The sequence below is a fragment of the Aquaspirillum soli genome (assembly GCF_054781915.1).
Window position 1 is genome coordinate 1 of record NZ_BAAGTM010000008.1, and the last position, 19,074, is coordinate 19,074.

General features: G+C 50.4%; 16 protein-coding genes. 9 read left to right on the forward strand and 7 right to left on the reverse strand.

The annotated features are described in order from the left end of the window. From ACYVJG_RS08485 to ACYVJG_RS08495, 3 genes are all read left to right on the forward strand, one after another. The coding region (locus tag ACYVJG_RS08485) for a PD-(D/E)XK nuclease family transposase (RefSeq protein WP_460430681.1) at positions 1-626 on the forward strand (626 nt) is incomplete at its 5' end. A 232-nt stretch (positions 627-858) separates the two neighbouring features. Beyond that, positions 859-1,461: a flavin reductase family protein gene (locus ACYVJG_RS08490; protein ID WP_460430682.1), complete on the forward strand. Its 603-nt coding sequence runs from the start codon at positions 859-861 to the stop codon at positions 1,459-1,461. Between the two features lie 387 nt (positions 1,462-1,848). After that, positions 1,849-2,031, forward strand: coding sequence for a hypothetical protein (locus ACYVJG_RS08495; protein ID WP_460430683.1), 183 nt, complete (start codon positions 1,849-1,851; stop codon positions 2,029-2,031). 41 nt (positions 2,032-2,072) lie between these two features. On the opposite strand, the gene ACYVJG_RS08500 is transcribed toward ACYVJG_RS08495, so the two are convergent. The 4 genes from ACYVJG_RS08500 to ppsR all read right to left on the reverse strand — a co-directional run bounded on the left by ACYVJG_RS08500 (position 2,073) and on the right by ppsR (position 6,498). Further along, entirely contained in the window at positions 2,073-3,941 is a 1,869-nt protein-coding gene (locus ACYVJG_RS08500; protein WP_460430684.1) for a sensor domain-containing diguanylate cyclase, read from the reverse strand. 32 nt (positions 3,942-3,973) lie between these two features. Then, on the reverse strand, positions 3,974-4,645 hold the full coding sequence (locus ACYVJG_RS08505; RefSeq protein ID WP_022654367.1) for an OmpA family protein: 672 nt from the start codon (positions 4,643-4,645) through the stop codon (positions 3,974-3,976). Between the two features lie 129 nt (positions 4,646-4,774). Further along, the gene (gene trpC, locus ACYVJG_RS08510) at positions 4,775-5,575 is read right to left on the reverse strand and encodes an indole-3-glycerol phosphate synthase TrpC (RefSeq protein WP_460430685.1); all 801 of its coding nucleotides are present in this window, start codon (positions 5,573-5,575) and stop codon (positions 4,775-4,777) included. A 95-nt stretch (positions 5,576-5,670) separates the two neighbouring features. Beyond that, on the reverse strand, positions 5,671-6,498 hold the full coding sequence (gene ppsR, locus ACYVJG_RS08515; RefSeq protein WP_022654365.1) for a posphoenolpyruvate synthetase regulatory kinase/phosphorylase PpsR: 828 nt from the start codon (positions 6,496-6,498) through the stop codon (positions 5,671-5,673). 174 nt (positions 6,499-6,672) lie between these two features. Here ppsR and ppsA point away from each other — a divergent pair, with 174 nt between their 5' ends. Beyond that, positions 6,673-9,063, forward strand: coding sequence for a phosphoenolpyruvate synthase (gene ppsA / locus ACYVJG_RS08520; protein WP_460430686.1), 2,391 nt, complete (start codon positions 6,673-6,675; stop codon positions 9,061-9,063). 71 nt (positions 9,064-9,134) lie between these two features. Here ppsA and ACYVJG_RS08525 read toward each other — a convergent pair whose 3' ends face one another. Further along, entirely contained in the window at positions 9,135-10,448 is a 1,314-nt protein-coding gene (locus ACYVJG_RS08525; RefSeq protein ID WP_460430687.1) for a hemolysin family protein, read from the reverse strand. A 316-nt stretch (positions 10,449-10,764) separates the two neighbouring features. Here ACYVJG_RS08525 and hsdR point away from each other — a divergent pair, with 316 nt between their 5' ends. From hsdR to ACYVJG_RS08540, 3 genes are read left to right on the forward strand one after another with little or no spacing between them, the layout of a single operon-like run. Next, complete coding sequence (gene hsdR, locus ACYVJG_RS08530) at positions 10,765-13,107, forward strand: EcoAI/FtnUII family type I restriction enzme subunit R (protein ID WP_460430688.1); 2,343 nt, start codon at positions 10,765-10,767, stop codon at positions 13,105-13,107. A 17-nt stretch (positions 13,108-13,124) separates the two neighbouring features. Continuing rightward, on the forward strand, positions 13,125-14,618 hold the full coding sequence (locus ACYVJG_RS08535) for a type I restriction-modification system subunit M (protein WP_460430689.1): 1,494 nt from the start codon (positions 13,125-13,127) through the stop codon (positions 14,616-14,618). A gap of 2 nt (positions 14,619-14,620) precedes the next feature. Beyond that, positions 14,621-16,285: a restriction endonuclease subunit S gene (locus ACYVJG_RS08540; protein WP_460430690.1), complete on the forward strand. Its 1,665-nt coding sequence runs from the start codon at positions 14,621-14,623 to the stop codon at positions 16,283-16,285. 230 nt (positions 16,286-16,515) lie between these two features. Here the strand turns inward: ACYVJG_RS08540 and mnmA are convergent, their stop codons facing one another. Then, on the reverse strand, positions 16,516-17,589 hold the full coding sequence (gene mnmA, locus ACYVJG_RS08545; RefSeq protein ID WP_460430691.1) for a tRNA 2-thiouridine(34) synthase MnmA: 1,074 nt from the start codon (positions 17,587-17,589) through the stop codon (positions 16,516-16,518). Beyond that, complete coding sequence (locus ACYVJG_RS08550; protein ID WP_460430692.1) at positions 17,583-18,035, reverse strand: NUDIX hydrolase; 453 nt, start codon at positions 18,033-18,035, stop codon at positions 17,583-17,585. The genes mnmA and ACYVJG_RS08550 overlap by 7 nt, the downstream gene beginning before the upstream one ends. Before the next feature lie 169 nt (positions 18,036-18,204). Here ACYVJG_RS08550 and ACYVJG_RS08555 point away from each other — a divergent pair, with 169 nt between their 5' ends. Together ACYVJG_RS08555 and bfr are read left to right on the forward strand one after the other, a co-directional pair. Continuing rightward, complete coding sequence (locus tag ACYVJG_RS08555; protein ID WP_022654721.1) at positions 18,205-18,411, forward strand: bacterioferritin-associated ferredoxin; 207 nt, start codon at positions 18,205-18,207, stop codon at positions 18,409-18,411. A gap of 131 nt (positions 18,412-18,542) precedes the next feature. Next, positions 18,543-19,013, forward strand: coding sequence for a bacterioferritin (gene bfr, locus ACYVJG_RS08560; protein ID WP_022654722.1), 471 nt, complete (start codon positions 18,543-18,545; stop codon positions 19,011-19,013). Positions 19,014-19,074: the final 61 nt, after the last annotated feature.

Sequence of the window (19,074 nt, forward strand, 5' to 3'; positions counted from 1 at the left end):
GTTTGTATTACAGTTCGCGTCTTATCAGCGAACAGTTAGAAAGCGGTCAATCCTATCGCGAGATGAAGCATGTAATTTGTATTCATCTACTGGATTTTGATTTATTCCCTGAACATCCAGAACAAGCTTCATGGCGGTTTGAATTACGTGATCAACACATTCCTGATGTTGTCCTCACCAAAGCACAGCAAATTGATATTCTGGAATTAGACAAAGCCGACCGTCTTCAACTTGCGCCCACTGCGTTAAAGAATTGGGTCGATCTGTTTGAACACTGGCAGGAGCAACACATCATGGCACAGCTGACACACACACCGGTAATGACTGTTTTGCAATCCTTAGAGCAAATGAGCCAGACCAAGGAAGAACGGTTACGGGCATTGGCGCGTGAACGGGCAGTGTGGGATTACAACACCGACATCATCACTGCACGGGAAGAAGGCAGAGAAGAAGGTCGAGAAGAAGGCATGAAAATATTCCTCCGCAGTATGATCGAAACAAAATTTGGTCAGCCGTTGCCAGATTGGGTGTTGTCGCGGTTACGGGCAGCGACGCCGGAGCAGTTGCAGCAATGGGGCGTGTCGTTAACGCAGGCGCAGCGGTTAGAGGATATTTTCGAGGGTTAGATTGGTAGGGTAAACAGAGTTTTCACCCACCAAACCCATCACCAATCGCATCCCAAAAAAACGCCCCACTCAATCAAGGGTGAGGCGGTTCGGTGTTGTGTAAAGCAGATTCAGTCCAGCGGATGAGGTAGTGGGTACAAGCGGTTCCCACCCTACTAGGCTGGCCGAAAAGCCGGCCAGCAGGTTAATTCAAGCGTAATGCTTCAGATAGAAAAAAGGGTAAGACTTCGCCATGTATCTAGACACTTCCAAGTTGACTGCAGAACAGAACTATCGCCATCTTGTCGGAGGCATCATTCCACGTCCGATCGCTTGGATCAGCACAGTCTCCGCGACTGGTATTACAAACCTTGCTCCCTACTCGTTTTTTACCGTGGCCAGCTGCAACCCTCCCGTCCTGCTGTACACCCAAGTTACTCCGAGAAGCGGCAAGAACAAGGACACTCTCGCGAACATTCTTGAAACAAAATCTTGTGTAGTAAATATCGTTAGTGCGCCATTGTTGGAAAAAATGAATGCCACATGCGAAAGCCTTCCCCCAGAAATCAGCGAGTTCTCGGCGGCTGGAATTGAGTCTTGTGTGAGTCAATTTGTTGCTGCACCTGCTGTTGCTGCATCAAAAGTTCGCTATGAATGTTCTCTTAGAGAAGTTGTTCAAGTGTCTTCCGAACCATCGGGTGGCAGCGTTGTTCTGTTGAACGTACTAGGTATCTACCTCGCTGATGATTTGCTAGTTGAATCAAAAATCAGTAATGGTCTTCTTGATGCAGTAGGGAAACTTGACGGTGATTGGTATGCATACACAAGAGAGACCACTGCGCTTACTCGGCCATAAAGGCGCAGCCTAACAGGCTGCTCAAAAACCCTGAGGTAGGGTAGGCACAGGTCTTGTGCCTACCAAACGACTGAAGCGGTATACGAACAACACACCATGGAAAAACAGCCATTCGCGGCGGTTCGGTGTTGTGGGCGACATACACCGTGATAGGGTGGATTGCCTAGTGGCAAATCCGCTTACATCGCTTGATATTCTGGGCAATATATCGAAGAGCAACACATCATGGCACAGCTGACACACACACCGGTAATGACTGTTTTGCAATCCCTAGAGCAAATGAGCCAGACCAAGGAAGAACGGTTACGGGCATTGGCACGCGAACGGGCAGTGTAGGATTACAACACCGACATCATCACTGCACGGGAAGAGGGTTTAGAAGAAGGTATGCAGAAAGGTCGTGAGGAAGGCATGAAAATATTCCTCCGCAGTATGATCGAAACAAAATTTGGTCAGCCGTTGCCAGATTGGGTGTTGTCGCGGTTACGGACAGCAACGCCGGAGCAGTTGCAGCAATGGGGCGTGTCGTTAACGCAGGCGCAGCGGTTAGAAGATATTTTCGAGGGTTGACCAACGCCGTTGCAGTAAAGCAGTGCCTACGCTACCGAGTGTTAGAAGTCTTCTAACTCGCTGATCGGGTGCATGTCGTGATTGAAAAAGCGATAGACATTGCGGCCTTGTGCTTTGGCATGGTACATCGCAGTATCTGCTTGTTTTAACAGCGTATCGGCCTGATCGGCATCAGTGGGGAACAGACTGATACCGATACTGGGTGTGGTATAGAGCTCGTGACCTTCGATGTAATAAGCCGCGCCGAGGCGATGCAAAATTTTCTCCGCGACAGCCGCCGCTTCATTGACATGCCCCAGTTGTAACAACTCCACCACAAACTCATCGCCACCCAATCGCGCCACCACATCATTACGGCGGACGGTTTCCTTCAACCGATTCGCAACTTCAATCAACAACTTATCACCCACTTCATGACCATAGGTATCGTTAATCGGTTTAAAACGGTCTAAATCGATAAACAGCACGGCCAACATGGCACAGTCTTGTTTCGCTTGTCGAATATCCTCAGCCATGCGCTGATGTAGCGTAAAACGATTGGGCAAGCCCGTCAGATAATCGTGATGAGCAAGATGACGAATTTTTTCTTCATTGCGTTTTTGATCGGTGATGTCGGTGAAACTGGCAATGTAATAAATCACCTCGTGCTTACTGTTACGCATCACCGAGATGTTGAGCCACTTCGGATAAATCTCGCCGTTGTTACGTTTATCCCAAATCTCACCCTGCCAATGCCCATGCTGTTCCAAACTCATCCACATTGCCTCATACACCGAGGTGGGGGTTTGTCCTGCAGATAATACGCTTGGGTTCTGCCCCAAAATTTCTGGCAACGCATAACCCGTCAGACGGGTAAATGCGGGGTTGGCTGCAATAATGCGGTTTTCGGCATCACTGATAAAAATCGCCTCGGCACTGTGCTCAAAAGCACAGGCTAGTAGCTGTAATTTATCGTCTTGCTCACGTAAACGGCGCAAATGGGTTAACCACAAAAACGCCATGATGCCCACCATCACCGCAAGACTGATACCGAGAATGCGATAGCGCAATAAATTCGAGTCCGCCCACACCGCATGATGCCAACCTTGTTGCGGCGCCAGCCCCAATTGCCATGTCGAACCACCGGGAAGATTGACCTCTAGCAACACAGGTCGGTGCTCGAAGACCTCGGCCTTACCATAAATCATGCCACCTTGAGCACCGAGACCATCACGACCGCGCAAACCAATTTCCAACCCCAGATAAGGTTTATCGATACCTGTAGCATGTAAAAGCGTGGTGCTATTCATCACCACCGACAACAAACCCCAATATTCGCCATAGCGAGGGTGATCTTCGTTAGAAATAAAAATCGGCACTCGATTGATAAAGGCCTGTCCCCCTTGTACCAAGTTCACCGGCCCCGCCACCATCGGCTTACCTGTGCGCATAATTTGCAACACGCTATCGCGTTGTTCGGGATGGTGCATATAGGCAAGGCCCATGGCCTTTTCATTCCCTTTTAATGGCACCACATACCGCACCACATTATCAGGGGCGGCCACGATATGGCGAACATGGTTGTTCACGCGCAACATCTGTTGCGTCATACGAGCAAATTGGTCTTCGGTAAATTCGGGATTGCCACTGATAAAGGTGCTCAGGCCAAAACTTAAATGCAGCGGCGCGTTGATTTCATGTTCAATGCGAGCACGTAATTGACTGGCCTGCGTCGTGATGTCACTGCGTAGGCGGTCGATTTCGCGTTGTTCTTCCGAACGCTCAATCAATAAACTCATCACCAACACCACCCCTGCCACCAACCCCGCCCCCAATAGCGGATAGACCCGCCAGCGGCGTTGCATGGCACGCCAAGACTGGATGGAAAATTGTTCCGACTTTAGCGGAGTGTTGGTAGGCAAGCGCGGCATGGCAAGCTTTCAAGAAAAACCACAGCAGATGCTTAGGCTTGAACGGCTTGGATCAAGATTTCCACTCGACGATTGAGGCGTTTACCTGCCTCGGTAGCATTTGACGCACGGGGTTGTTTTGCGCCTAAACCGTAGTACGACAACCGCTGTTGGGCAACATTGCGCCCTTCGAGGTAATCATTGACCGCTTTTGCCCGATTTTGTGACAACGGTTGGTTGATTCGATCGCTGCCACTGCTATCGGTATGACCCGTAATGGTCAGGGTTGTTTTGCCGTACTTGTTCACAATATCGGCAATCTTATTCATCGTTGGATAAAAACCGCCTTTAATCGCATACGAATTCACATCAAAGGCAGTGCTATCCGTCATGGTCACCACGATTGAATGATCGGCGTTTTTGACCACGGTGATAGCGCCTGATTGAATCTCAGACGTCAAACTGCGGGTAAAGTCTTTGGCTTGGTTATCCATGTACGCACCAATGGCAGTACCGGCCAATCCGCCGCCAATCGCACCAATTAACGCGCCTTTACCCCGATTTTTATGGTTGATTAACGCACCGGCAACAGCACCACCCAAAGTGCCCATGATGGCACCTTTTTCGGTGTTGTTCATATCACGTGGACGGCCATATTGATCGGTTGCACACGCACTTAACAACAGTGAACTGATCACTAAGCCAAGAACAGATTTCTTTAACATCACAAATCCTCTAGTGGAATGGAAGGTCGAGCAAGGCAACATGTGTTTGGCTTAGCCGAGGCAAAGTCAACACAGCCTCCTTTTTTTAGGTATCGCTGTGTTATTTTGCGCGCATTGCTGATATTTATGCTAGCTCACTGACGCAGAAAATAAGCGTTCTAATGCTATTCCCGGGTCGTTTTCTCGCATAAATGCCTCACCCACCAAGAAAGTCTCTACCTTTTGTTGCCGTAGCTGTGCCACTTCCGTCGGCGTCCGAATACCACTTTCTGTGACCACAATCCGCTGAGGCTGATAATCTGGCAGCAAATCAAGGGTGTGTTGAATACTGACTTCAAATGTGCGGAGATTACGGTTGTTGACCCCAATCAGCGGCGTTTGTAAACGCTGGGCGCGTTCCAGTTCTGCTGCATCATGGACTTCGACCAACACCGACATCCCCAAGGCAATGGCTTGCGCTTCAAAATCTTGCAGCTGGGCATCGTCTAAAGCCGACACAATCAACAAAATGCAATCGGCCCCCATCGCCCGTGCTTCAAAAATTTGATAGGGATCGACCATAAAATCTTTTCGCAACACCGGTAAGTCACATGCCGCCCGTGCCGCCTGTAGATAAGCAGCTTGCCCTTGAAAATATTGCTCATCGGTCAACACCGACAGACACGCCGCACCATATTGGGCATAACTTTGTGCAATCGCCACAGGGTCGAAATCAGCACGAATCACCCCTTTTGAAGGGCTGGCTTTTTTAATTTCTGCAATCACTGCCGGCTGTTGTGCAGCGTGCTTAGCACGAATCGCTGCCACAAAATCACGCACATCGTGCCGCGCTTCGGCTTGGGCGCGAATTTCGGCTAAAGGCAATCCAGCACGGGCTTTAGCGACTTCTTGATGTTTCGTTTGCAGAATGGTTTGAAGAATATCTGACATAAGGGTTAGCACGAAGAAAGAATGAAAAATTATCAAAACTGATCATAGCAGAGCCACCCTGTTTCGGTGCTCTGCCACAAGAAAAATAGCCAATTTTAAAAGCGACGTTTGAGATGGGTTTGGTGCATGATGGTGGTGGCGATTTCCTCAATCGATTTGCTGGTGGTGGTGATATACGGAATGCGGTGATGGCGGAACATCGCCTCTGCTTCAGCCACTTCAAAACGGCAATTGTCTAACGAGGCATAATGACTGTTTGGCCGCCGTTCGCTGCGAATTTGTACCAAACGATCCGGTTGAATGGTCAAGCCAAACAATTTACTGCGATAGGGCAACAAGAGTTTTGGCAAAGTCGGTGCCCCAAAATCATCAGGCGTGAGAGGGTAGTTAGCTGCTTTAATGCCGTATTGCAAAGCAAGGTATAAGCAGGTCGGCGTTTTTCCCGAGCGCGACACCCCAACCAAAATCACATCCGCCTCATCCAAATCACGCGGCTTTACCCCATCATCGTGGTTGAGCGAGAAATTCACCGCATCAATGCGGTGGCCGTATTTTTCGTCATTGCCAATGCCATGAGATTTACCCACTTGCCGCGAAGCGGTCATACCCAATTCTTGCTCAATCGCCCCAATAAAAGTTTCAAAGAAATCCACCACCACCGCATGATCTTTGATACTCAGCAAAGCATGTTGTACCGCACGGTCAACAATACTGAGAAATACCAAGGGTTTGTGATGATCATATTCTGCCCGATCTCGAATCAGCCGAGCCGTTTCCTCGGCTTTCTCGACGGTGTCGATAAAAGGTAAAGTTTCACGTTTAAACTCCAAGGTATCAAACTGAGTCAGTAGGGTATGACCCAGCGATTCGGCGGTAATTCCAGTGCGATCTGAGATAAAAAAAGCAGAGCGGCGGTGTGGCATACGGGTGCTTTCCTAACAAAAAGTGAGCAAGATACAGGTGAAAAGCTAAAAATTTTGGCTTTTCTTCCATTTTGTGCACTGCAAAATGTTACGTTTTAGCTGCGGTTTCGGCTAGAATGCGGCCTTTCTTAGTCCCCCTCATCGTCATCCCCCTCCAAAACAGGAAGCTTGATAATGGCAGAGAATTACGTTGTCTGGTTCGACAAGCTACGTATGACCGACGTGGAACACGTTGGTGGTAAAAATGCATCGCTTGGCGAAATGATTAGCCAACTTGCCAGTTCCGGTGTGCGTGTCCCCGGTGGTTTTGCGACAACCGCCCAAGCGTATCGCGATTTTCTGGCTCACAACGGTTTGTCGGATCGTATCAACGAGATGCTTGCCAAGCTCGACGTCGAAGATGTCGTGGAACTGGCCCGCGTTGGTAAAGAAATCCGTCAACTGATTGTTGATACGCCTTTCCCCGCTCAGCTGGAAAACGAAATCCGCACTGCTTACGAGCAAATGGTAGCGGATTCTGGCGCAGAAATTTCGGTTGCGGTGCGTTCGTCCGCCACAGCCGAAGATTTACCTGACGCTTCGTTTGCAGGTCAACAGGAAACTTTCCTGAACATTCGCGGCTTTGACAATGTGATGGGTGCCATCAAACATGTCTTTGCTTCGCTCTATAACGACCGCGCTATTTCGTATCGCGTCCACAAGGGCTTTGCTCACGACGTGGTCGCCTTATCCGCCGGTATTCAGCGCATGGTGCGTTCTGACTGCGGTGCCGCTGGCGTGATGTTCACCATCGATACCGAGTCGGGCTTTGACGATGTGGTGTTCGTGACAGCCTCGTATGGCTTGGGCGAAACCGTGGTGCAAGGTGCTGTCAACCCTGATGAATTCTATGTTCACAAACCAACGCTACAAGCAGGCCGTCCTGCTATTTTGCGTAAGAACATGGGTTCGAAGCTGATCAAAATGGAGTTTACCGAGAACCGCGAAGCTGGTCGTTCGGTACGCACATTGGACGTTGAGCCAGCATTGCGCCGCCAATTCTCGCTGTCGGATGCCGACGTGGAAGAATTAGCACGCTTTGCCCTGATTATCGAAAAACACTACGAGCGTCCAATGGACATCGAGTGGGGTAAAGATGGGGTGGATGGCAAGCTCTACATCCTGCAAGCCCGTCCAGAAACCGTCAAATCGCAAGAATCGCGTGTTGATACCCTGCGCCGCTATCGCTTGAAAAACAAATCGCCTTTGCTGGTTGAAGGCCGTGCTATTGGTCAAAAAATTGGCCAAGGCGTGGTGCGTTTGATTCAAGATGCCAGCGAGATGGATCGTGTCAAACCAGGCGATGTGTTAGTCACCGACATGACCGACCCCGATTGGGAGCCGGTGATGAAACGTGCAGCCGCCATCGTCACCAACCGAGGGGGTCGTACCTGTCACGCTGCGATTATTGCGCGTGAATTAGGCATTCCAGCGGTTGTTGGTTGCGGTAATGCAACAGAAATGCTGAAAGATGGCATGCAGGTCACCGTGTCTTGTGCCGAAGGTGATGCAGGTCATATTTACGACGGTTTACTCGACATCGAAATCATTGATCTAGCGCTGGATAAAATGCCAGAAGCCCCTGTTAAATTGATGATGAACGTCGGTAACCCTGAATTGGCGTTTGACTTCGCCCAGTTGCCAAACGAAGGCGTTGGCTTGGCTCGGATGGAGTTTGTGATTAACCGTCAAATCGGTATTCACCCGAAAGCCTTGCTCGAATTCGATCGTTTAGATCCTGAATTACAAGCCACCATCACCGACCGCATCGCCGGCTATGCCAGCCCAGTTGATTTCTATGTCGACAAAATTGCGGAAGGGGTTGCCACGCTGGCTGCCGCTTTCTGGCCGAAAAAAGTGATTGTGCGTTTGTCCGATTTCAAGTCGAACGAATACGCCAACTTGATCGGCGGCAGCTTGTACGAACCACACGAAGAAAACCCAATGATTGGTTTCCGTGGTGCGGCTCGCTACATTGCACCAGAATTCCGCGATTGCTTTGAGCTGGAATGCCGCGCCATCCGTAAAGTGCGCGACATCATGGGTCTGACCAACGTGGAAGTGATGATTCCATTCGTGCGGACACTGACCGAAGCGGCCAAAGTCGTCGATATTCTGAAAGAGTTTGGCTTAGAACGTGGCAAAAATGATCTGCGTTTGATCATGATGTGCGAATTGCCAACCAACGCTGTGTTAGCAGAACAGTTCCTCGAATACTTCGATGGCTTCTCCATCGGTTCCAACGATATGACCCAACTGACCTTGGGTGTGGACCGTGATTCCGGTGGCCCTATCGCCCCGACATTCGATGAGCGTGACCCCGCTGTTAAAGCGATGTTGCACATGGCAATTTCGACTTGCCGCCGCTTGAATAAGTATGTCGGTATTTGTGGCCAAGGCCCATCCGATCATCCTGACTTTGCCAAGTGGTTGGTTGAAGAAGGCATCGAAACTGTGTCGCTGAACCCTGACACCGTGGTTGAAACATGGTTGTATCTGGCCAAAGAATTGGGCACTCAAGCTTAATTTCTGCCGTTGCAACAGAAAAAAGGGCGCATCTTACGATGTGCCCTTTTTTTACGTTTGCTGCGTTGAGATTATGTCTCTGGTGGCTGCGGTGCGATTTCCAATGGAGGCAAAGGCGAAGCCAACACCTTATCAATACGCTTACCATCCATATCAACCACCTCAAAACGCCAGCCATGCCATTCAGTGTAATCGCTGGTTTTTGGCACTCGCCCTAACAACAACATCACCATGCCGCTGAGGGTGTGATAACGGCCTTTATCTTCTTCTGGTACCAATTTGAGGGCAAGACAGTCTTTTAATTCCAAAATCGGAATAGTGCCATCTAACAGCCACGAGCCATCCTCACGTTTCACCGCCCACGCATCTTCACCATTTTGTGGCGTGAACTCACCCGTCACCGCTTCTAACACATCTTGCAGCGTCACAATCCCTTCAACCTCGCCATATTCATCAATCACAAACACCATCTGCATATTGTTGGCACGGAATTGGTCTAATAGCTCCATACCAGTCAACGTTTCTGGGACATAGACACATGGCATTAAGTCTGCGGAATAATTTGGTTGCTCGCCACGGGTAATCTGTGCCAACGCTTGTTTGGCATGTAATACCCCAACAGCTTGATCCAAACTGCCTTGACACACGGGGAACCGAGAATGTTTAGAATCGACCATCCGTTGCAAGTTTTCCTCTGACGACAGCGTGGTGTCAATAAATACCACTTCAGAACGAGGAATCATCAGCGAGCCAAGTTGACGCTCTTCCAACCGGAACACATTGCGTAATAAATCGCGTTGGTTTTCTTCAATCACGCCAGCTTCTGAACCCTCTGCCAAGATCGCCTGAATTTCTTCTTCGGTGACGCTACTTTGGGTGTTCTGTTTCACACCGAGCAACTTCAACAAAGAATGGGTTGAAAGACTCAATAACATCACAAATGGGCGGGTCAACATCGCTAACCATTGCATCGGACGTGCAACAAGGCAGGCAATAGCCTCTGGACTCATCTGCCCTAATCGTTTGGGGACTAATTCACCCACCACAATCGAGATATAAGTCACCAATACCACCACAATGGCGGTTGCACTAAACGAGGCAAGGGCCGCTTCCACACCAAGCGACTGTAACGATTGGGCTAATGGTGCAGCCAAGATCGCTTCACCGAAAATACCGTTCAATACACCAATCGATGTAATACCAATTTGGACTGTTGAGAGAAATTTGGTGGGGTCTTCACCGAGGGTTAAGGCAATACGCGCCGAACCATTGCCTTCTTCGGCTAATTTGCTCAGACGCGCTTTGCGCGCAGTGACCAAAGCAATTTCTGACATGGCAAACACGCCATTGAGTACGATCAAACCGAGCAAAATTAAGATTTCCATTCTGTGCCTCCATCAACAGCAACAGAATAGACAAACAGCGGAAAGCATGAGGGAAAAAAGGAAACAACCAGCGGCAAGGAAAGTGAACGATCACACAAACTAGAACTGTCCATAGGAATTCGAGCCAAGCTCGGCAAACCTCCAAGTCATAAAAGGACGGTCATCGTAGCAGATTTTTTTGCACTATCATCACTAGTGTCTCAACATTATCTAAAAATCAGACTAGGTTTTTTCCTATCTTGCTATCGACCACGTACTCAATTTTCTGCAAAATCAGGGATTCGGCATAATTCCTGATTTCTTGATGAAGGTAACGATGGATTCCAAGGAAAAAAAAACGCTTAGTGAGTCTGATATCAAAGCAAAATTCATCACGCCTGCAATCGTCAATGCCGGCTGGGATGAAATGACGCAGATTCGTCGCGAAGTCACTCTCACGCCTGGTCCTGTTGTTGTACGAGGCAATCTCTCCTCGCGCAACACAAAGAAAAAGAAGTTCGCCGATTACGTTCTGCAAAAAGAGAAGGGCGTGCCGTTGGCGGTAGTAGAAGCCAAGGAAAACAACTACACCATCAGCCATGGCCTGCAGCAGGCCCTAGGCTATGCCGAAATTCTGGATGTGCCTTGTGCATTCAGTTCCAACGGGGACGGGTTTGCCAGTCATGACAAGACGGCTGCCGCAGGCGAAGACACTGAAACCGAATTCGGGTTGGATGCGTTTCCTTCGCCAGAGGAACTCTGGGCGCGCTACAAGCGTTTCAGAGGTATTGCAGACGATCAGGAATCCCTTATTACCGAACCCTATCACGATGATGGCAGCAACAAAGAGCCCCGCTATTACCAAGCGGAAGCCATCAACCGCGTCATCGAAAAAGTCGCCCAAGGCGAAAAGCGCCTACTACTGGTGATGGCCACCGGCACGGGTAAGACCTATACCACCTTCCAGATCATTTATCGTCTCTGGAAGGCAAAAAAGGCAAAGCGCATCCTTTTCTTAGTGGATCGCAATATTCTGGCGGATCAGACACTGGTCAATGATTTCAAGCCTTTTGGCTCGGTGATGACCAAAATTCGCAATCGCAAGATTGATCCGTCTTATGAAGTCTATCTGGGCCTGTATCAGGCACTCACCGGCCCCGATGAGGAAGACAAGATATTCAAAACCGTCTCGCGCGATTTCTTTGACCTTATCGTCATCGACGAATGCCACCGTGGCAGCGCCAACGACGATTCCGCTTGGAAAGAAATTCTCGAATACTTTAATGGAGCCATCCAGCTCGGCCTCACTGCTACGCCTAAGGAAACGAAATACGCTTCCAACATCACCTACTTTGGCGAACCGATCTACACCTATTCGCTCAAGCAGGGCATTCAGGACGGATTCCTCGCACCTTACAAAGTGGTGCGTATCGATATCGACAAGGACATTCACGGCTGGACGCCGCCGCCCGGCATGAAAGACGACCTCGGCAACACGATCGAGCAACGCAAATACAATCAGGTCGATATGGACCGCATCTTGGTGCTTAACCAGCGCACTAAACTGGTCGCCGAGCGCGTCATGAAGCTGCTCAAAGCCACCGACCCGTTCCAGAAAACCATCATCTTCTGTGAAGACATCGACCATGCCGAGCGTATGCGCAAAGCCATCGTGAATGCAGCAGGAGATCTGGCGAAAAACAACAGCAAGTACGTCATGCGAATTACTGGTGACAGTATCGAAGGCAAGGCTGAGCTGGATAACTTTATTGACCCTGAAAGCAAGTATCCCGTGATTGCCACCACCTCTGAATTGCTCACGACAGGTGTGGATGCCAAAACTTGCAAGGTCATCGTGCTGGATAAAAGCATCAAATCTATGACCACCTTCAAGCAGATCGTCGGGCGCGGCACGCGGATCGAAGAATCGCAGAACAAGTACTTCTTCACCATCATGGATTTCAAGAAGGCCACCGAGCTCTTCAAAGACCCAGATTTCGATGGTGAGCCGGTGGTGATCTATGAGCCAGGACCTCATGATGACCCCGTTCCCCCCGATCCCAAAGGCGACGATGAAGAGGACGAAGTGGGGGGTGAAGAAGGCGAAACCATCAAGAAGTACCACGTCGGCGGCGTCACGGTTTCCATCATTGCCGAGCGAGTCGAATTCCTCGGTGATGACGGCCAGATGGTCACCGAAAGCTACCGCGACTACAGCCGCAAGAACATCCGCCAGGAATTCGGCTCTCTGGACAACTTCCTGCAGAAATGGAACGGCAGCAAGAAGAAGGCCGCTATCATCGACGCCCTCGCCGAATACGGCATCGAACTGTCCACACTCGCTAAGGAAGTGGGCAACGACTACGGCGATTTCGACCTCATCTGCCACATCGCCTTTGACCAGCCGCCCCTCACCCGAGCCGAGCGCGCCAACAACGTCAAGAAGCGCAACTACTTCACCCAATACGGCGACAAGGCGCGCGCCGTGCTAGAAGCATTGCTCGACAAATACGCCGACGAAGGCATTGTCAGCATCGAGAACAACAACGTCCTCAAGCTTGATCCCTTCAAGCAAGTGGGCACGCCGGTGGAAATCATCAACAACGTATTTGGCGGCAAGGCCAATTACGAAGCCGCCTTACAGGCCCTTGAAACCGAACTCTTCAAACAAGTCAGTTAAGCAACTCTGGAATCTCAATGAGCAACGTCAGCAGCATCATCAAATCCATTCAAGACATCATGCGCAAGGATGTCGGCGTCGATGGCGACGCCCAGCGCATCAGCCAGTTGGTCTGGATGTTCTTCCTCAAAATTTACGATGATCGCGAAGCCGAAATCGAACTGCTCGAAGACGCCTACAAGTCGCCGCTGCCCGAGCACCTGCGCTGGCGCAACTGGGCAGCCAAATCCGAAGGCATGACAGGCGACGAGTTGGGCGACTTCGTGAACCTCGAGCTCTTTCCCACGCTGAAGAACAAGCTCCCCCTCAGCGGCCCCACCGGCGAACGCGCCAAGGTCATCCGCAACGTTTTCGAGGATGCCTACAACTACATGAAGTCCGGCACCCTGATGCGGCAGGTTATTAACAAAATCTGCGAGATCAACTTCAACAACACGCAAGACCGCCACACCTTCGGCAGTATCTACGAGCAAATACTCAAAGACCTGCAAAGCGCCGGTAACGCGGGTGAGTTCTACACACCCCGCGCCGTGACCAAATTCATCGTTGACCGGATCGACCCTAAGCTCACCGACAGCGTGCTCGACCCGGCCTGCGGCACCGGCGGTTTTCTTGCCTGCACCATTGACCACAAGCGCAACCGCTATGTGAAGAACGCAGAGGACGAAGCCGTCCTCGTCGCCAGCATTCACGGCGTGGAGAAAAAAGCCCTGCCGCACATGCTATGCACCACCAACATGATTTTGCATGGCATTGATACACCGACGCAGATTGAACACGACAACATGCTCAGCCGCCGCGCCTATAAGGATTACGGCGAGGCCGATCGCGTGAATGTCATCATCACCAACCCGCCATTCGGCGGCATGGAAGAGGACGGCGTCGAAAACCAGTTCCCCGCAACCCTGCGCACGCGTGAAACAGCCGACCTGTTCATGGCCTTGGTAGTGAAGCTGCTCAAGGTGAATGGCCGTGCTGCCGTGGTGTTGCCTGATGGCTTCCTGTTCGGCGAAGGGATGAAGACTCGCTTGAAACAGATGCTGCTGGAGCAATGCCACCTGCACACCATCGTCCGCCTGCCCAATGGTGTGTTCAATCCTTACACCGGCATCAAGACCAACATCCTTTTCTTCACCAAAAAATCCGAAGCCGAATCGCCGGCAACCAAGGAAGTTTGGTTCTACGAGCATCCCTATCCCGAGGGCGTCACCAGCTACAACAAGACCCGCCCCATGCAGTTCGAGGAATTCGCCAGCGAATGCGCATGGTGGGGTGACGAAGCCGACGGCTTCGCAGCCCGCGTCGAAACCCCGCAGGCGTGGAAGGTCAGCGTGGAAGACATTGCTGCCCGCAACTACAACCTAGACATCAAAAACCCGCACGTCGGCGAGCAGATCAGCCACGACCCGGAAGAACTCCTGCAGCAGTATCGGGCACAACAGCAGAACATCCAGTCGCTGCGCGATCAGCTCAAGGACATCCTCGCCGCTGCACTGACAGGAGCTCGGTGAACATGGCCGCTATTGACACACTGATCACCGATCACCTCGATCTGTGGACCACCGCCCTCAAACGCAAATCCACCGCTGGCCGGGGCTCGTCGAGCAAGGTCGAGCTGTACGGCATCAAGAAGCTGCGCGAGCTGATTCTGGAACTGGCCGTGCGCGGTCTGCTGGTGCCGCAGGACCCGAACGATGAGCCGGCAAGCGAACTGCTCAAGAGGATCGCCGCCGAGAAGGCGAAGCTGGTCCAAGCAGGGAAGATCAAGAAGGAAAAACCGCTGCCCTCTATCGGCTACGAAGAAGAGCCATTCAAACTGCCCTGTGGATGGTCGTTTCTGAGATTGGGTGAGGTTCTTGCGTTTGAATACGGGGACAACCTGCCTGAGGCAAAACGCAGTGGTACCGGAGAGTTTCCTGTTTTCGGATCAAACGGTGTTGTTGGCTCACACAACGAATCGTTCGTGACCGGCCAGTGCATCGTTATTGGGCGCAAGGGGTCTGCTGGAGCTCTGAACCTTTGTTTGGAAGAAGGATGTTGCGTCACCGACGTTGCTTACTACTGTATTCCCCCTGCTGAGTTAAGCATTCAGTTTATATTCAAAATGCTGCATACGCTTGGACTGGATAGCCTCGGCAAAGGTATTAAACCAGGACTAAATCGTAATGAAGCATACGCACTAATCATCCCGGTCCCTCCCCTTGCCGAACAACATCGAATCGTTGCCAAAGTTGACGAGCTGATGGTGTTGTGCGATCAGCTTGAGCAAGAAACCGACGCCAGCCTCGGCGCCCATCAGACGCTGGTGGAAACCTTGTTGAGCGCGCTGACCAGCGCCGCCGATCACGCGCAATTCGCCAGCGCCTGGCAGCGCATCGCCGGCCACTTCGACACGCTGTTCACGACTGAAGAGAGCATCGCTCAGCTCAAGCAAACCATCCTGCAACTGGCGGTGATGGGCAAGCTCGTCCCGCAAGACCCCAACGACGAACCCGCCAGCGAACTGCTCAAGAAGATCGCCACCGAGAAGGCGAAGCTGGTGAAGGAAGGGAAGATCAAGAAAGAGAAACCGCTGTCGCCGGTGTCAGAACAGGAGATGTTGTTTGAGCTACCAAGCGCATGGAGTTGGGCTAGGTTTGGATCGATCGTTAGTTTTGAATCAGAGCTTGTTGCCCCGCAAGATTTTCAGAACTTTGATCAAGTAGCTCCAGACTCGATAGAAAAAGGCACGGGTAAATTACTGTGCCGACGAACAGTTGCTGAGACAGGTATAACAGGTCCAAACAACAGGTTTTATGCTGGGCAAATCCTCTACTCAAAAATCCGTCCATCTTTATCAAAAGCCGTCATCGCCGAGTTTGATGGGTTGTGTAGCGCGGACATGTACCCACTTGGCGTAATTGGACTATCCAAACGGTTTCTTCTGAAAGTGATTCTCTCCGAGCCTTTTCTGGCGCAGGTGAGGCGGGAGGAAAACCGCATCAAGATGCCCAAGCTAAATATTCCAAGCTTGTCGAACTTTCTAATCGCTGTACCTCCTTTGAAAGAACAACACCGCATCGTCGCCAAAGTCGACGAGCTGATGGCCCTGTGCGACCAGCTCAAGTCCCGCCTCGCCGACGCCCAAATCACCCAGCTCCACCTCGCCGACGCCCTCGTCGAACAGGCCATCGGCTGAGTCACCGGACATGACGCCAGCGCAGCACAAAATCTGGTGCGACGAAGACGAGCATTCTCGTTACGAGCACTTTGCCGATTTCAACGACTGGCTGGATAGCGAGGAGGGGCAGGCGGCCCGGATTGACCATGGCGTTGACGCCTTGCCCCCAGCCCAGCAAGGCGCTGTTTGCGGGGGATAGAAAAAACCACGACGAAGCGTTTCAGGCATTTCACCGAAAAGCTCAACCACTAAACATGAATAATCCCACCACCAAGACAGATATCACCATCGTATAACACCACAGACTGCCCCGGGGTAATGGCCCACTGTTTTTGTGGGAAATGAACGGTTAATCGGCCATCCACCACGGTTTGGATGTCACATTCCGCATCGGCCATCCGATACCGGTTTTTAGCAGCATAATGGCCAGCCGTAGGCGGCTGATCTAACGTCCATGACAGTTGTTCTGCGTGTAAATCTGCTTTCAGCAACAGCGGGTGGTCATGGCCTTGCACCACAATCAGACGATTATTCGGAATATCTTTTGCCGCAACAAACCACGGCAAACCCTCACCACCAATACCTAAGCCCTTACGTTGACCCAAGGTGTAATACATCAATCCAAGGTGTTGCCCCACAACACGTCCGGTTTCTGTCACCATTTCCCCGGGTTCAGTGGGCAAATAATTCTGTAAAAACTGACGGAAAGGCCGTTCGCCGATAAAACAAATTCCGGTCGAATCTTTTTTTGCTGCATTGTGTAAACCAATTTCTTCAGCAATCTGTCTGACCGCTGTTTTATGCAGTTCGCCCAAAGGAAATAAGGCTCGCGATAATTGATATTGGTTGAGACGATATAAAAAGTAGCTTTGGTCTTTGCTGGCATCCACCCCTTTTAACAGGTAATGCTTGCCGTCTTGTTCCAATTTTCGCGCATAGTGTCCAGTGGCAATACACTCCGCCCCCAGTGTCAATGCATAATCAAGAAATGCCTTAAATTTAATCTCGGCATTACATAATACATCGGGGTTAGGTGTCCGACCCGCACGATATTCTTGTAGAAAATACGAAAATACGCGCTCTTTATACTCGTGTGCAAAATTGACAATCTCAATATCAATACCCAGCCGATCGGCCACACTCATCGCGTCGAGGGCATCTTGCTTAATCGAGCAATATTCATCGTCGTTATCATCCTCCCAATTTTGCATAAACACACCGACCACTTCATGGCCTTGCTGTTTTAGCAAATGGGCAGTCACCGAGGAATCCACACCACCGGATAATCCAACAACAATACGTTTTTTATTCGAAGTTAACATGGAGGAAATTCTTGAATCAAAGACAAGGGATAATGTTTGCCAGCAAGCGCATCTTCAACACACTGCAACACAATATGACTGCGGTGTTGTGATTGGCAGGCACGAATTTGTTCTAGGGTCAGCCAGTGAGCCGCAATAATGCCGTCATCCAAGGTGGCATTCACCGTTTCGGTGACAGGGCGACATAAAAACGCAAAACGCAGATAGGTACATTGTTCTGCTGCTGGAGCGGTATAGATGCCCAATAGCGCGTAGGGTTCAACCAACCAGCCTGTTTCTTCTTGTGTTTCGCGAATCACCGCTTGTTGCAGGCTCTCGCCATATTCCCAATGACCGGCAGGTTGGTTAAAGCGAATCCCCTGTTTGGTATGTTCCTCAACCAATAAAAAACGCCCATCGCGTTCAACAATCGCTGCCACTGTGGCATTTGGTTTCCATTGTGTCATGTTGATCCCCCGTCTCAACTCACCGCAAAAATATGATTATACGCCCAACCTCGTCGCGCACCGGCAGCTAGCACACACAATGTGCTATCACAGTAATTGACATCGATTCTCAAATAAACCACAATGCAGTTGATATTGTTTCTCATCTCTAATTTTTGAGGGCCGCATCATGTATGTTTGTTTGTGTCATGGTGTTACAGATCATCAAATCCGTGCTGCCGTTACCGAAGGCCACGCCACACGCCTGCGCGATCTCAACCGTTGCCTTGGGGTTGCTTCAGAATGCGGTGCCTGTGCACGCTGCGCTCATGAAATTTTGCAAGACACACTGGCCAACCAACACAACACAGCCAAAGCCTTGCCTGTCGCCGCCTAATCCTCGTTTTAGTGGTTATTTCTCAACTTGCCTCTCATTCCGACATAAACGGAAAATTTTAGCGTAAGCCTAGCTTTTGCCTGCAATAACGAATAACCTTAACAGGTGAATCCCTGTTAGGAGGTCGTGTGATGCAAGGCGATAAAAAAGTACTTAAGTTCTTAAATCAGATTCTGAAAAACGAACTGACAGCCATCAATCAGTATTTCTTACATGCCCGTATGTATAAAAACTGGGGCTTAAAAAAACTGAACGAGCATGAATATCATGAATCCATCGATGAAATGAAACATGCCGATAAAATTATCGAACGTATTTTGTTTCTCGAAGGCCTGCCTAACTTGCAAGACTTGGGCAAGTTGTATATCGGTGAGAATACTGCAGAAATGCTGGCCTGTGATCTCAAACTCGAGAATGAAGCTATTCCATTACTGCGCGAAGCCATCGCCCACTGCGAGCATGTCAAAGACTATGTCACGCGTGACTTATTAGAAGACATTCTCGAAAGCGAAGAAGAACATCTCGATTGGCTGGAAACACAGTTAGAACTGATCGATAAGATCGGCTTACAAAACTATCTGCAAAGCCAGATGGATGAATAATTTCATTAGCTAGTCACAAAAAACCCCGCTTATCACGGGGTTTTTTGTTGCCTGAATATTG